The organism is Janthinobacterium sp. SUN128, assembly GCF_030587275.1.
In the GTDB taxonomy this organism is placed as follows: Bacteria; Pseudomonadota; Gammaproteobacteria; order Burkholderiales; family Burkholderiaceae_D; genus Janthinobacterium; species Janthinobacterium lividum.
On record NZ_JAPWHY010000006.1, the window covers coordinates 102,833 to 117,469 of the forward strand.

The following is a 14,637-nucleotide window of genomic DNA, read 5'->3' on the forward strand; positions in this document are numbered from 1 at the left end:
TACGCATCACGACGCTCAGCCATCAACACATACATTATTCGCAAAAAATCAGGACACCAGATCACCATGAGCAAAGATTTTATATTCAGTATCAAGAGCATTGTTTTCGATGAAAACTATCATCCATCGGACAATACGCGCCTGACGACCAATTTTGCCAATCTGGCCCGGGGAAACAGTCGCCAGGAAAACCTGCGCAATACCCTGAGGATGATAGACAACCGCTTCAACAACCTGGCGCATTGGGACAACCCGAATGGCGACCGCTATTCGGTAGAGCTTGAAATCATCTCGGTGGAGCTGAATATTGATGTCGAAGGCAGTAATATCCCGTTGATCGAGATATTGAAACCGACCGTTATCGACAAAAAAACCGGTGAGCGCATCGATGGGATCGCGGGGAATAATTTCTCCTCCTACGTGCGCGATTACGACTTCAGCGTGCTGCTGCCTGAGCATAACAACAATCAATCCACCTTCACCGCTCCCGACGATTTCGGCGATTTTCATGGCAAGCTGTTCCGGCACTTTGTCAAATCACATACGTACAAAGAGCGCTTCAGCAAGCCGCCTGTCATTTGCATCAGCGCCTCGAGCAGCAAGGTCTATCACCGGACGGGGAATCAGCATCCCGTATTGGGCGTCGAGTATCAACAAAATGAATTTTCCTCGACGGATCAATATTTTGAAAAAATGGGCATGCAGGTTCGCTACTTCATGCCGCCAGATAGCGCCGCCCCCTTGGCGTTTTATTTCATCGGCGACCTGCTTGGCGACTACACCAATCTTGAGCTGATCGCCACCATCAGCACGATGGAGACGTTCCAGAAGATTTACCGCCCCGAGATTTACAACGCCAATTCGGCGGCAGGCAAGTCGTATCAGCCGAGCCTGAAGAACCAGGACTATTCATTGACGCAGATTGTCTATGACCGGGAAGAGCGCAGCCAGCTGGCAGTCAAGCAGGGCAAATATACGGAAGAGCATTTCATCAAGCCATACAAAAATGTCCTTGAACAGTGGACTGCCAGCTACGCTCTCTGACCAACCAACACACGAAATCACCACCATGAAAAAATTATTGCCTACCTCGACCGCCGGCAGCTTGCCGAAACCTTCCTGGCTTGCCCAACCTGAAAAACTCTGGTCGCCGTGGAAATTGCAGGACGAGGAATTAATCGAGGGCAAACAGGATGCCTTGCGTTTGTCACTGCAGGAACAGCAGCAGGCAGGGATCGATATTGTCAGCGATGGCGAGCAGACCCGTCAGCATTTTGTCACCACGTTCATCGAGCATCTGAGCGGCGTCGATTTTGACAAACGCGAGACCGTCAGAATCCGCGACCGCTATGATGCGAGTGTGCCGACCGTCGTTGGCGCGGTAAGCCGCCCGCAGCCGGTGTTTGTTGAAGACGCCAAGTTTTTACGCCAGCAAACCACGCAGCCGATCAAATGGGCCCTGCCAGGTCCGATGACGATGATCGATACGCTGTATGACAGTCACTACAAGAGCCGCGAAAAGCTGGCCTGGGAATTTGCCAAGATCCTCAACCAGGAAGCCCGGGAATTGGAGGCGGCCGGCGTCGACATCATCCAGTTTGACGAACCCGCGTTCAACGTCTTTTTTGATGAGGTGAATGACTGGGGGATTGCCACCCTGGAGCGGGCGATCGAAGGGCTCAAGTGCGAAACGGCCGTGCATATTTGCTATGGTTACGGCATCAAGGCCAATACGGACTGGAAAAATACGCTGGGGTCCGAATGGCGTCAATACGAGGAATCTTTCCCCAAGCTGCAGAAATCGAATATCGACATCATCTCGCTGGAATGCCACAACTCGCGTGTTCCCATCGACCTGATTGAACTCATACGCGGCAAAAAAGTGATGGTCGGGGCCATCGACGTGGCAAGTAACACCATTGAAACGCCGGAGGAAGTGGCCAACACCCTGCGCAAGGCGCTGCGCTTTGTCGATGCCGACAAACTCTACCCGAGCACCAACTGCGGCATGGCGCCCTTGTCTCGTCACGTAGCCAGAGGCAAACTCAATGCGCTCAGTGCAGGCGCAGACATCATCCGCAGAGAAATCTCCTAGGCGGCGGGGGAAATACCGAACAGCCGAGGTTTGCCTTGCCGTATTGAGCGGCATTGTGTGCCACTGTATTGTTTATTGACAGATGTGCCGTGCAGGCTGCAAACAGAGGCGTTTTATTGCTGTGCATTGATCGCGTTATGCTCAAGGGGAGAACTTCCTCTGAATCCAGCCTACTGCAAGGTAGGCGGGCGTAGGGGGACTTAAACTTTCACATGAGTTGGAGTCCTTTTCTTTAAAAGACTCATCCATTGATAGGCTGGCTGCCAGCGTCGCCGCCAGCCTTACGCCATCGGCTTTCCACTTTCGATCAAAACTGACACGCTTCGACATTAAAGGTGTATCCATCCTTACCAGGTCGAGCAACAGAAACATTTCCGTCATCCATGTAGACGACTCCTAGCCCCTTATCGATATTCTTGCAAGCACTGCCCGATCGATACTCAATAGCCACTATTTGGGTCTTCAACCATGATGCCATCGAGGGAAACGATGTAGTGGAAGCATCAACACCTTGCACTAGCATCCATGCGAGGACGATCTTTGACAGCGGTGACATCAGCATCGAAATCTCAAGCTGGGATAAGAATTTTCGGGGTGGAAGTATCTTTCCAGGTGGGCGTTTTCCCTCCTTTATTCTGTACCAAAACATTTGCTGTCTTTTAATAAAATTTTCACCTAACACTGCGCTTGATTGCATCATCAGATTGCTATAAACAGTAAAAATCGTCAAGACTAGCAATTGGCATGAAGCATATATTGCCATCCCAACACCCACGGCTGTGATAAACACCATGGGCAAGTAAAAGGCAGTGACTAATGTTGCAAATTCGACCATGTACTTTGCGTCAATTGGTGACAAGGAGTGCATAAGCTGTTTTGCTCGTGAAAGGGCGATGACGGTAATCGCCACGCCAACGGAGATCGCCAGCACTTTGCCGAGGATAGGGCTCCACGCTTTCTTCAGCAGTCTTGTGGCCTGCGTCGTCATCTCGCAGATGCCGGCCAACGCTAAAATGAACCCGACGACCCACAGAACAGGCTTGGACTCATTGATGCCTATGACAATGCCCACCGCGACACTCAGGAAACAGAACGCGAACGCGAGTAAATGGAAAGCCTTTACGATGGGACTAATATGAAAAAATTTGCGCCACGCTTTGATGACATGCATCTCCTTACGCATTAATTGGAACCTTAACGTCTTCCAATGGCCCCAGAACCTCCAAAACAAGTAAGCACTGATAGCACCTACAAGCAGGCCAGCAATGCGCGCTTGCCAGACAGTTCCTTGCGCAAGCTTCAAGGCTATGAGGATACCGATCATGATTGCAACAAGAAACAGCAAGCGGCTACGGGGAGTAGTCAGCCAATTATTCAATATCTTCAAAGCGAGTCACTCCAGTATGGGAAAGAAGCATTTTCTCAGTTCAGCGCACGTTTAAACCTCACCGAATCTCACAAAAAGTTTTGTGCCTCAGCTGTGTGTCTTGTCCGGTGGCGCAGTACCTAGGGCGTGAATTTGGCGAGTGACGCAGTTCAGATTTTTCCTGGCATGTCCACCGCGCCTTAGCCTAGGTCAGACTGGCATTTTGCGGCGGAGCTGGTTAGCAATCTCGCGTGACTCTCCTGGTCAGAATTCTTCCCAGTCCGACGGCGCAGGATCAACGCGGGCAGCTTTCCTGGCGGCCGGCACGCGCAGGGCGACGGCTTGCTGGCGCGGTACGGTTGTCGCGGCGATTGCCGGCTTGCTTGCCGGTGCGCCGGCTTCCAGCTTGAAGGCGCTCACCACCTGCGCCAACGTAGCCGCCTGCTCCTGCATGGCAGCGGCGGCGGCCGCCGATTCTTCCACCAGGGCCGCGTTTTGCTGGGTGACGTTGTCCATCTCGCTGATGGCCTGGTTGATTTGCTCGATGCCGGCCGTCTGTTCCGCGCTGGCCGAGGTGATTTCTTCCATGATGTCGGTAACGCGGCGCACGCTGTCGACCAGGTCGCTCATGGTGTTGCCGGCTTGATGCACGAGCTCGCTGCCCGCCGCCACGGTCTGGGTCGAGTCGTCGATCAGGGTCTTGATTTCCTTGGCCGCGGCAGCGGAGCGGTGCGCCAGGCTGCGCACTTCCGTGGCCACGACGGCAAAGCCGCGGCCCTGCTCGCCCGCGCGCGCCGCTTCCACGGCCGCGTTCAAGGCCAGAATGTTGGTCTGGAAGGCGATGCCATCGATGACGCCGATGATGTCGGCAATCTTGTTCGACGAAGCATCGATTTGCCGCATGGTCGCCACCACTTGCGCGATGACGGCGCCGCCGCGCTGCGCCACGCCGGAAGCCGTGTCGGCCAGCACGTGCGCCTGGCGCGCATTGTCGGCATTCTGCTTGACGGTCGAGGTCAGCTCTTCCATCGATGACGCTGTCTCTTCCAGCGAACTGGCTTGCTGCTCCGTGCGCGCAGACAGGTCCAGGCTGCCCGCCGCCACTTCGGACGAGGCCGAGGCGATCGTTTCCGTGCCGGCGCGCACCGTGCCCACCGTTTGCGCCAGGTTGTCGTTCATGCGCTTGAGTGCCTGCAACAGTTGTCCCATTTCATCGCGCGAATGCACGGTGATCTGGCTGCGCAAATCGCCTGCGGCCACCGTGTTGGCCACCTGCAGCGCCGTGGTGACGGGGCCGGTGATCGAGCGCGTGATGCCATACGCCAACGCCGCGGCGATGGCCAGTGCCGCCAGCGACATGCCGATCAGCAAGGTGCGCGTATTGGCATAAGTGGCATTGGCGTTGTCGCCCGCCGTGTTGGCCAGGGTATTTTGCAAGCTGATCTGTTCAGCAATCAACTGTTTATAGACGAGCAATACGGGACGCAGCTGGCCGTACAGGTAGGCGCTGCTGTCGTCCGGCGTGCCGCTACGGATCAGTTCAAGCAAGGCTTCCTGCCCCTGCGCGTAGCGGGTGTTGGCGTCGTTCATCTTGGCCAGCAACGCGCGCTCTCGGTCGGAATCGAGCATGTTCGCGAGCTTGCCGAGATTGCCGGCCGCCGCCTGGCGCGCAGCCAGGATGGCGTCCGTTTGTTTGCGCTGGTCGGCCGGATCGGCGCTGAGCATCATGTTGCGCAGCGCAATGGCGATATCGTTGATGTTGGCCGACACGCTGTTGGCGAGCTCGATCTTGGGCATGCTGTCATGCACGATATGGCCGGTGCCCTCGTTGATCTTGCCCAGCATGGCGATGCCCAGGCAAGAGATGATGATCAGCATGGCGCCGATGGTGCCAAAGCCTGTGGCGAGGCGTGTGCCGATGGTCAGGTGGGATAAAAACTTCATGGCTGTCTCAATACGGAGGGAGTGGTGAAAAGGTCGGCGGCGTGCAGATGGCTGCCGCGCCGCCAAGCGGACGACGATCCTAGACCTTTTTGAATGATATTTCCATAGGGCAATATGCCTAGTTTCTCCCCGGGGCACACGCCAGTTCCGCCTGTCCTGCGGCTTGCCCGCGTTTTCAGCTATATTGGCAGGCACCTGCCGGGCAGCACGCCATGACTGGCGCTGCTGCCAATCCGGCCGTTTTTCTCATTTCCAGCCATAGGTCCGCATGACTTCTTTCCGTCTCCGTTTCTTCCCCTTCCTGTTGGCCTTGCTGCTGGCGTGCTCGCTGGCCCCGCCGCCCGCCTGGTCGCAGCCTGTCGATGACGCCGCCACGGCCGACCAGCGTCTCGATGGCTTGCGCAAGCAGATCACCGGTATCCAGAAGGCGCTCGATGGCGAGGCTGAGCTCGATGATGCGACCCTGTCGCAGATGCGGGCTGATGCGCTGGCGGCCAGCGCCGAGGCGGACAAGGTGGCCGATGCGCTCGCGCCCACGCTCTCCAGCGTGCAGGCGCGGCTGGCCGAGCTGGGCAAGCCGGCGGCGGGTACGAAAGATGCGCCCGACGTGGCGGCGCAGCGCAGCCAGCTGGACCGCACCAGCAGCGCGCTCGATGCGCAAGTCAAACTGGCGCGCCTGCTGGCCGTGGAAGCGACGCAGGCCTCGGAACAGGTGTCGACGGTGCGCCGCGCCCAGTTGCAGGCGCGCCTGGGCGAGCGCACGGCTTCGATACTCGCCGGTTCGTTCTGGAAACAGTTGCATGCGGAATTGCCGCAGAACCTGCAGCGCTTGCGTGCGCTGGAGCTGGAATTGGCGAATGCGGCAGGCGCCACGCCGTGGTCGGCCTGGGGCGGCTTGCTGGCTGCCATCGTGGCCGTGATCGGCGCCAGCGTCTGGGCTTCGCGCTACTTGCTGGTGGTGACGTCCACGCGCGTGCCGCACGGCCGCTTGCGCCGTTCCCTGCATGCGCTGGCCGTGCTGGTGCTGGCGCTGGCCACGCCGGGCCTGGTGGCGGAATTGCTGGCCATGGGGCTGCGCTGGGAGGGCGGCCTGTCCGAAAAAACCTCGACTTTCCTCAGCAGCTTGATCGGCATCATCTGCTTTGCCGGTTTTACGGCGGGACTCGGCCACGCGCTGCTGTCGCCGCGCCGCGTGTCGTGGCGTCTGCTGCCCCTGCCCGATGCGCTGGCGCACCGCATGCGCAACTTCCCGTCGATGTTTTCCTTCATCGTCGTGCTCGTGTGGGCGACGGAACGGGTCACCATCGTCATCAATGCGGGCCTGTCGACGGCTGTGGCCGTCAACTGCATCGTCGCCCTAGTGATGAGCACGACCATCGCCTATGGCTTGATGCGCGCCGAGCGCTGCTGGCGCCAGTTGCGCGAGGCCGATCCCGCTACCCTGGTCACGCCCCTGTGGCTGCGCTGCGTCACGGTGCTGTTGTGGCTGGCGCTGGCGTCAAGCGTCATCAGCTTGTTGATCGGCTATGTGGCGTTCGGCAGCTTTGTCGCCAAGCAAATCGCCTGGGTCATCGTGGTGGTGTGCAGCACCTATCTGCTGATGGTACTGGTGGACGATATCTGCATGCTGCTGGCCTCCACGCCACCGCCGCCGGACGCGGCCCATCCTGTACTGGCCACGCCCAAGGCGCGCGACCAGGCGGCCGTGCTGCTGTCGGGTATCGGCCGCGCCATCGTCGTGCTGCTGGCCCTGATGCTGCTGCTGGCGCCGTTCGGTGAAGGTCCGGGCGAGCTGTTCCAGCGGGTCGGCAAGCTGCAGGATGGCCTGGCCATCGGCGAGGTGGCGATCCGCCCTGCCGCGCTGATCCAGGCCCTGCTGGTGCTGCTCGTTGGTTTTGTTGCGCTGGGGCTGTTCAAGCGCTGGCTGCAAAACAGTTATTTGCCGACCACTAATCTCGATACGGGCATGCAAGTGTCGTTCATCACCTTGTTCGGCTATATCGGCGGCGTGCTGGCCGTGGCGCTGGCCCTGTCGGCGGCCGGCATCGGCCTGGAACGCATCGCGTGGGTGGCGTCAGCCTTGTCGGTGGGTATCGGTTTTGGCTTGCAGGCGGTGGTGCAGAACTTCGTTTCCGGCCTGATTTTATTGGCCGAACGTCCTGTGAAAGTGGGCGACTGGGTGTCGCTGGGTGGCGTGGAGGGCGACATTCGCCGCATCAACGTGCGCGCCACGGAAATTCAACTGGGCGACCGTTCCACGGTGATCGTGCCGAACTCGGAATTCATTACCAAGACGGTGCGCAACGTGACCCTGGCCAATCCGCTGGGCCTGGTGCAGGTCAAGCTGCCGCTGCCGCTGGGCACGGATGCGCAGGCGGCGCGCGCGCTGATCCTGTCCGTCTTTGTCGACAATCCCGACGTGCTCGACACGCCGGCGCCCAGCGTGCAGCTCGATGGCATCGACAATGGCCTGTTGCTGTTCAACGCCACCGGCTTTGCCTCGTCGCCGCGCTTGACGTCGGGCATCCGCAGCGCGCTGCTGTTCGAACTGCTCAAGCGCCTGGACGAGGCGCATATCGCGATCGCCAAGCCCAGCACGATGGTGCTGAGCACGGTGCCGGCCCAGCCGGAGGCACCGGCCATGTCGGCGGTGGCAGCCGCACCGGCACCGGCTCCCGTGCCGCCGCTGACCTCCTAGCGGACCGTCGACCACAGCAGCGCCGTCAGGTACAGACCGATGCCGAACACCGTGTGGGCCATCAGGCTGCGCAGGCGGGCGGCCGTCGGATGCGGCGTCTTGCTGGCGGCCAGGCCGGCGCCCATGCCCGGCTGCAAGATGCAAAACGGCGCGGCCACGCTCAGCACACCCGCCAGCAGGGCCGGCGCGAACGTCGGCCCTTGCACCCATTCCTCTCCCACCAGCGCCAGCAGCACGGCCGCAAACAGCACGCCGATCACATAATGAAACGTCCAGCCCAGGATGGCTTCATCGGGCACGGGCGCCGCCTGGGCGATGTTGGTGTGCGTGATCGTGCCGCGCGGCAGATGGCCCAGCCAGCGCCCCACCATCGCAAAGTTCAGCGAAGGAATGCACCAGTAGCGTTTTAACGCCACCGCCCACACATCCATCACCGCCGTCGCGCCCACGCCGATGGCCAGCGCATCGAGCCAGAGTATTTGCATTGCCGCTCCTAACATTCAATTAATTGCTTGAATGTTATAAGGGTGCTAGCATCGTGTCAATGAAAAATGCCGATATCGAATTTCTCACCGGTTCCGCCGGGTTTGCCCATATTTTAGGCAGCGCGCCGCGATTGCGCCTGCTCGAGCAGATCGCACATGGCGAATATGCGGTGGAGCAGCTGGTGGAGTTGACGGGCTTGTCCGTGGCGAATACGTCCCAGCATTTGCAGCAGTTGCGGCGCGCCGGTTTCGTGCAGGCGCGGCGCGACGGCAAGCGCGTGCTGTACCGGCTCGGCAGCGGTCCCATCGTGCAGCTGCTGGCCGCGCTGGACGTGTACGCGCAGCATCAGCGCAGCGAACTGCAGGCGCTGAGCCGGGGCGACCACGTGGAAGCGCTCACGGGTGACGAGTTGCTGGAACGCATGCACGAAGCCAGCATCACCGTGCTCGACGTGCGGCCCGCGCAGGAATTCGCTGCCGGCCACTTGCCCGGTGCGATCAATATTCCTTTTGATGACTTGCAGCGCCGCCTTGGCGAATTGCCCGCGAACGCAGAGATCGCCGCGTATTGCCGCGGCCCGTATTGCGTGCTGTCCGTGCAGGCCGTGGCGGCCCTGCGCCAGCACGGCTTGCATGCGCGCCGTCTCGGCAGCGGCTACGATGACTGGCAGGCGGCTGGTTTGCCGGTGAGCCGGGCGGCGTGATGGCGATCCCCGACAGCAAGCAGGAACTCATCGAGGCCATCAACAGCACGTATGCAAAATTGATGCAGGAGCTGGCACGCGTGCCGCCCGCGCTGGCGCGGGAGCCCGTGCTGGAAGGACAAGTGGCGGGCACGCGCATGAGCGTGTGTGACCTGCTCGCCTATCTGGTGGGTTGGAACGAGCTGGTCTTGCACTGGCACGCGCAGCTGCGTGACGGCAAACGCATCGAGGACATCGCCTTCCCGGCAGAAGGTTTCACGTGGAACGCTCTGGGAAAATTGGCGCAGCGCTTCTATGCGGACTATGCTGAACTGGGCATGGATGACTTGCTGCAGCGCCTGGAACAGGCGAAGAACCAGCTGCTGGCGCTGGTCGAGGCGCACGACGACGCGCAATTGTATGGCCAGCCCTGGTACACGCATTACACGATGGGGCGCATGATCCAGTTCAACACGGCGTCGCCGTATGCGAATGCGCGCACGCGCTTGCGGGCCTGGTTGAAGACCTTGTAGCAAGCCGACCGGCAGGCTTGCACGATTGCATCAGTACGCTCAGGAAAATTTCAGGCAGGATAGTGGTTTCACGCGTAACCAATGAAGGATCACCATGCTGACCATCGCCCTCGCGCAGATGAATCCCACCGTGGGCGATTTCGACGCCAATGTCGGCGCCATCATCGCGCGCATGCAGCGTGCCAGCGACGATGGCGCCGACCTGCTCGTGTGCCCGGAACTGTCGCTGTGTGCGTATTACCCGGGCGACCTGTTCGAGGATGCCGCCTTCCTGCGCGGCATGCAGCAGGCGCTCGATACGCTGCTGCAGTCATCCACGCGCTGGCCGGCGCTGGTTACCGTCATCGGCACGGCGCGGCCCAATCCCGGCGTCGGCAAGCCCCTGTACAACGCCTTGCTGGCGCTGCGCGACGGGCGCATCGTCGCCGAATACTACAAGCAGCTGCTGCCCACCTACGGCATCTTCGACGAGGGGCGGCATTTCGAGCCGGGCCCGCCCGGCGCCTGCACCCTCGATATCGCCGGCCGCAAGGTCGGCTTCATGATTTGCGAGGATGGCTGGAACGACGATGGCCGCGCCTACGCCGTCAACCCGTTCGAGGCCTTGCACGCGGCGGGACCCGACCTCGTCGTCAGCATCAACGCCAGCCCGTCCGACATCGGCAAGCGCGCGCAGCGCCACGCCGTGTTTGGCGCCGCCTGCGCGCGCGTCAAGCTGCCCTTGCTGTTCGTCAACCAGGTGGGCGGCCAGGACCAACTGGTGTTCGACGGCGCCTCGTTCGCCATGTCGCCGAGCGACGGCGTGCAATTCGAGGCGGCCCGCTTCGTCGAAGATTTTCCCTTGCTGCGCTTTGCCGATGGCCGTTTTATGCGGCCCGATGGATCGGCGTTTCCCGTGCCGGACCCGGACGGCATCCCCGCCGTGGAATTTGCGCGGCGCCAGATCGTGCTCGGTTTGCGCGACTATGCGCGCCGCTGCCGCTTTACGAAAGTCGTCGTCGGCTGTTCGGGCGGCATCGATTCGGCGCTGACCCTGGCCCTGGCCGTCGAAGCCCTGGGCGCCGACAACGTCGTGGGCATCACCATGCCGTCCGTGTTTTCCAGCGCCGGCTCCGTCACCGATTCCGTCGCCCTGTGCGCCAACCTCGGTATCGTCCTGCACACGCACCCGATACGCGACATCGTGGCGCAATACGAAGCCGGCTATGCCCAAGCCTTCGACGGCAAGCTGCAGGGGCTGCCGCTGGAAAACCTGCAGGCGCGGGTGCGCGGCACCATCCTGATGGAATACTCGAACGCCTTCGGCGCCCTGCTGCTCACCACCGGCAACAAGAGCGAAATCTCGGTGGGCTACTGCACCCTGTATGGCGACACGAACGGCGGACTGGGACTGATCGGCGACCTGTATAAAACGGAGGTGTTCGCCCTGTCGCGCCACCTCAACGCCAGCGCCGGGCGCGAACTGATCCCCGTCGCCGTGCTGGACAAACCGCCATCGGCGGAACTGGCGCCGGGCCAGCGCGACACCGACAGTTTGCCGCCGTATCCCGTGCTCGATGAAATTCTCAAATGGCATATCGAGGGACGCCGCCTGCCGGCGCAAGAAAGCGCGCAAGCCTTGACCCTGGTCGACCAGCTGCGCGAGACGGACGAGGGCCGCGCACTGGTGACGCGCATCCTCGGCATGGTCGCCCGCAACGAGTACAAACGGCGCCAGGCGGCGCCCATCATCCGCGTGCGTTCGCGCGCCTTTGGCAGCGGGCGCCAATTGCCGATCGCCGCCCACTACCCCACCGGAGACGACGCATGAGCTCATCCTATCCTGCCGACGCGGCCATCCTGATCGGCCGCTTCCAGCCTTTTCACCATGGCCATGCGGGCTTGTTGCAGAAGGCGCTGACGACGGCCGCCCAGGTGGTGGTGGTGCTCGGTTCCGCCTTCCATGCGCGCAGCCCGAAGAACCCGTTTACATGGCAGGAGCGGGCCGCCATGATCGCCGCCACCCTGCCCGAGGCGCAGCGCGCGCGCGTGCACTACGTGGCCGTGCGCGATTACTACGACGATGGCTTGTGGGCCGATGCCGTGCGGCGCGCCGTGGCGGGCGCCTTGCCCGCGGCGCAGCGCGTCACCCTGGTGGCTTGCTTCAAGGACGCCACCAGCTACTACCTGCACCACTTCCCGCACTGGCAGTTATTGAATCTGGAGATCGATCCCGGTGCGCCCATCGGCGCGACGGCCATCCGCAACGTGCTGTTCGAAGCGGAAGACGTGGATGTGTCGCTGAGCGCTGTGGCGCAGCTGCTGCCGGCGGCCATCGGCCAGTATCTGAAGGCGTGGACCTTGTTGCCATGGTACGCACCGCTGGTGCAGGAATACCGCGCCATCGAAGCGTATAAAGCGCGCTGGCGCGCTGCGCCGTATCCGCCCATCTTCACGACTGTCGACGCGCTGGTGCAGACGGGCGGCCACGTGCTGCTCGTGCGCCGCGGCGGCTATCCGGGCAAGGGCCTGTGGGCATTGCCCGGTGGCTTCCTGGAGCCGCGCGAACGCTTGCTGCAGGGCGCCCTGCGCGAGCTGGCGGAAGAAACCCAGCTGGGCGTGCTGGCGCCCACCCTCGCCGAGGCGCTGGTCGGCGTGGCCGTGTTCGACCATCCGGACCGCAGCCAGCGCGGGCGCACCATCACGCATGCGCATTATTTTGACCTGAAGACGCGCCAGCTGCCTGCCGTGAAGGCGGCCGACGATGCGGCGCTGGCGCAGTGGGTGCCGGTGAGCGCCCTGCCGGCCATGGAAGAGCAATTCTTCGAAGACCATTTCCACATCCTGAACCACTTCCTCAAGCTCACGCACGAGGGGCGCTGAGGGGGGCTATCCCCCTCAGCGCGCATCAGGAAGTGATGCGTTCCCAGCCATGTTTGACAGCTGCCTTGAAGTTGTCCCACGCTGATTGCGGATACGTGTGCTCCCACGTGGAACGCAGGTCCGCTTCCACGTCGTCCCACGGGCGGCCCCGATAGCTGTCGCTGCTGGCCATCGAATGGCCATAGCGGTAGGCGGGATCGTAGTCCTCGAAACGCGCGCCGGTGGCGACATAGGTGGCGCTCCAGTGGCTGCGGTAGTACTGCTCGTCGTCGTAGCTGGTGCCTGGCAGGTTGTCGGCGCTGGGGTAGCGGCGCGCGTTGGCGCCCGCGCCCGATGACGGCGGCGCCATGCCGCCCGCAAATTGCTGCGACCTTGCCGCCTCGTTCAGGTTGCCGGCGGACGCGCCCTGCTGCGATGGCGCGCTGGATTGCATGCTGGCGCCCTGGCGCATTGCGCTGTCGTCGTGCGGCGCGCCTTGCCAGCCGCCGGCGCGCCAGTGGTCGGCGTGCGCATCGATGTCGAGCGGCGCATAGCGCTCGACGAGGTCGGTGGCGCGCTGGATATCGGCGTCGCTTGCGCCTTCCAGTGTCAGCACGACATGTCCGCGCCGCACGGCTTCCGCATAGATGTGGCGGTCGGCGTGGCTGCCGAACAGATCCGTAAAGAAATGCTTGATATTGTCGAGCAGGCTGTCGCTGTCGTCGCGGCGGATGTTTTCCGTGGCGGAAAAGTCGTCACTGCCCGCATCGTGCAGGCGGATGCTGGCGCCGGTAAAGCCAGCCGTGATCAGGTCGTGCCGGGCGCGCTCGGCCATGTCGCGGACGGCGAAAACTGCTGCCAATGTATGTGCCATGATGGTCTCCAATCGGTGAACAACGTCCTTCCAGTGTAGGCCGTGAAAACCGAAAGGGGCGCTCGTTTGCCCCTTGGAAACCGTTGTCTTCGTCAAATATTGACGAAGTGAAATCTCAGTCCGGCGTGCCCACGAACGTGCGCAAAAAGTCGATAAAGGCGCGCACCTTTTCCGCGATATGCTGGGTGTTCGGATACACGGCATACACGCCCTGCTCCGGGAAGGCGACATCGGGCAGCAGGCGGCGCAGGCGTCCCGCGCGCACTTCTCCTTCCACCTGCCATTGCGGCAGCAGGGCCACGCCGCAGCCGCCCAGTGCAAAGCCCAGCAGGGCCGAGGCGGAGTCGGAATGGATGGCGGCGTCGTCCTGTACGGCAAAGGCGGCGGGGCCGTCGGGCGTGTGCACGTCCCAGCGCAGGGGCGTGCTGAGGCGGCTGTGCGCCAGCCAGCGCGCGCGCTGCAAGTCGGGCAAGGTGGCGATGTCGCGGCCGGGCAGGCTGGCCAGGTAGGCGGGCGAGGCGACGGGCCAAATCGCGTACGGCTCGATCAGCGCGGCGCGGTAGCTTGAGTCGTTGAGTGAACCCATGCGGATGGCCAGGTCATAGCCGCCCGAGATCAGGTCTTCATGCGACGACGACGAGGAATGCTGGATCTGCAATTGCGGGTGGGCGGCGGCGAAGGCGATCAGCGCGGGGATCACCGTGCGGCTGCCGTACTCGACGGTGGTGGTCAGGCGCAGGGTGCCGCGCAAGCCCTGGTGGCCCTGGCGCGCCGTTTCGATGGCGCCCTGGGCTTCGCTCAGCACGCGCTGGCAATCTTCGTAAAAGCGCCGCCCCACGTCGGTCAGCGCCAGGCTGCGCGTGCTGCGCGTCAGCAGCGACACGCCCAGCTCCGCTTCCAGCTGTTTCAAGTTAAAACTGACGACGGCCTTGCTCTGGCCCAGCACGGCGGCGGCCGCCGTCAGCGAACCGGCATCGACGATGGCGATGAAAATACCCAGGCGGTCAAGACTGATCATAAATAAAAATGAGTAAACATGCGGCTTCCAGCGGTTTGTCAAAATTTGTTTGACAGTGTAATCGGGGCCGGCCCGTTACGCAAATGGCGCTAGGCGCTTA

Annotated in this window: 12 protein-coding genes; 7 read left to right on the forward strand and 5 right to left on the reverse strand. The window is 61.9% G+C overall.

The features are described 5' to 3' along the window. Positions 1 to 66: 66 nt before the first annotated feature. Both O3297_RS26565 and O3297_RS26570 read left to right on the forward strand, forming a co-directional pair. Complete coding sequence (locus O3297_RS26565) at positions 67 to 1,044, forward strand: DUF1852 domain-containing protein (protein ID WP_070283014.1); 978 nt, start codon at positions 67 to 69, stop codon at positions 1,042 to 1,044. Between the two features lie 25 nt (positions 1,045 to 1,069). After that, complete coding sequence (locus O3297_RS26570) at positions 1,070 to 2,095, forward strand: methionine synthase (protein ID WP_305050906.1); 1,026 nt, start codon at positions 1,070 to 1,072, stop codon at positions 2,093 to 2,095. A gap of 307 nt (positions 2,096 to 2,402) precedes the next feature. Here the strand turns inward: O3297_RS26570 and O3297_RS26575 are convergent, their stop codons facing one another. Beyond that, entirely contained in the window at positions 2,403 to 3,482 is a 1,080-nt protein-coding gene (locus O3297_RS26575) for a hypothetical protein (protein ID WP_305050907.1), read from the reverse strand. A gap of 243 nt (positions 3,483 to 3,725) precedes the next feature. Next, entirely contained in the window at positions 3,726 to 5,405 is a 1,680-nt protein-coding gene (locus O3297_RS26580; protein ID WP_305050908.1) for a methyl-accepting chemotaxis protein, read from the reverse strand. A gap of 268 nt (positions 5,406 to 5,673) precedes the next feature. Here O3297_RS26580 and O3297_RS26585 point away from each other — a divergent pair, with 268 nt between their 5' ends. Then, positions 5,674 to 8,103, forward strand: a complete 2,430-nt coding sequence (locus O3297_RS26585; RefSeq protein ID WP_305050909.1) for a DUF3772 domain-containing protein — start codon at positions 5,674 to 5,676, stop codon at positions 8,101 to 8,103. Here the strand turns inward: O3297_RS26585 and O3297_RS26590 are convergent. After that, positions 8,100 to 8,588 (reverse strand): DUF2938 domain-containing protein, encoded by a 489-nt coding sequence (locus O3297_RS26590; RefSeq protein ID WP_305050910.1) that lies wholly within the window; start codon positions 8,586 to 8,588, stop codon positions 8,100 to 8,102. The genes O3297_RS26585 and O3297_RS26590 overlap by 4 nt on opposite strands. Before the next feature lie 59 nt (positions 8,589 to 8,647). Between O3297_RS26590 and O3297_RS26595 the strand changes: the two genes are divergently transcribed. The 4 genes from O3297_RS26595 to O3297_RS26610 all read left to right on the forward strand — a co-directional run bounded on the left by O3297_RS26595 (position 8,648) and on the right by O3297_RS26610 (position 12,666). Continuing rightward, the gene (locus O3297_RS26595) at positions 8,648 to 9,292 is read left to right on the forward strand and encodes a metalloregulator ArsR/SmtB family transcription factor (RefSeq protein ID WP_305050911.1); all 645 of its coding nucleotides are present in this window, start codon (positions 8,648 to 8,650) and stop codon (positions 9,290 to 9,292) included. Further along, positions 9,292 to 9,804, forward strand: a complete 513-nt coding sequence (locus O3297_RS26600; protein WP_305050912.1) for a ClbS/DfsB family four-helix bundle protein — start codon at positions 9,292 to 9,294, stop codon at positions 9,802 to 9,804. The genes O3297_RS26595 and O3297_RS26600 overlap by 1 nt, the downstream gene beginning before the upstream one ends. A gap of 94 nt (positions 9,805 to 9,898) precedes the next feature. After that, positions 9,899 to 11,614: an NAD+ synthase gene (locus O3297_RS26605; protein ID WP_305050913.1), complete on the forward strand. Its 1,716-nt coding sequence runs from the start codon at positions 9,899 to 9,901 to the stop codon at positions 11,612 to 11,614. Further along, complete coding sequence (locus O3297_RS26610) at positions 11,611 to 12,666, forward strand: bifunctional nicotinamide-nucleotide adenylyltransferase/Nudix hydroxylase (RefSeq protein ID WP_305050914.1); 1,056 nt, start codon at positions 11,611 to 11,613, stop codon at positions 12,664 to 12,666. The genes O3297_RS26605 and O3297_RS26610 overlap by 4 nt, the downstream gene beginning before the upstream one ends. Before the next feature lie 25 nt (positions 12,667 to 12,691). Here the strand turns inward: O3297_RS26610 and O3297_RS26615 are convergent, their stop codons facing one another. Together O3297_RS26615 and O3297_RS26620 are read right to left on the reverse strand one after the other, a co-directional pair. Then, positions 12,692 to 13,519, reverse strand: a complete 828-nt coding sequence (locus O3297_RS26615) for a hypothetical protein (RefSeq protein ID WP_305050915.1) — start codon at positions 13,517 to 13,519, stop codon at positions 12,692 to 12,694. A 115-nt stretch (positions 13,520 to 13,634) separates the two neighbouring features. Then, positions 13,635 to 14,537 carry a LysR family transcriptional regulator gene (locus O3297_RS26620; RefSeq protein WP_070282988.1) on the reverse strand — a complete coding sequence of 301 codons (903 nt, stop codon included), beginning with the start codon at positions 14,535 to 14,537 and terminating at the stop codon, positions 13,635 to 13,637. Between the last annotated feature and the right edge of the window lie 100 nt (positions 14,538 to 14,637).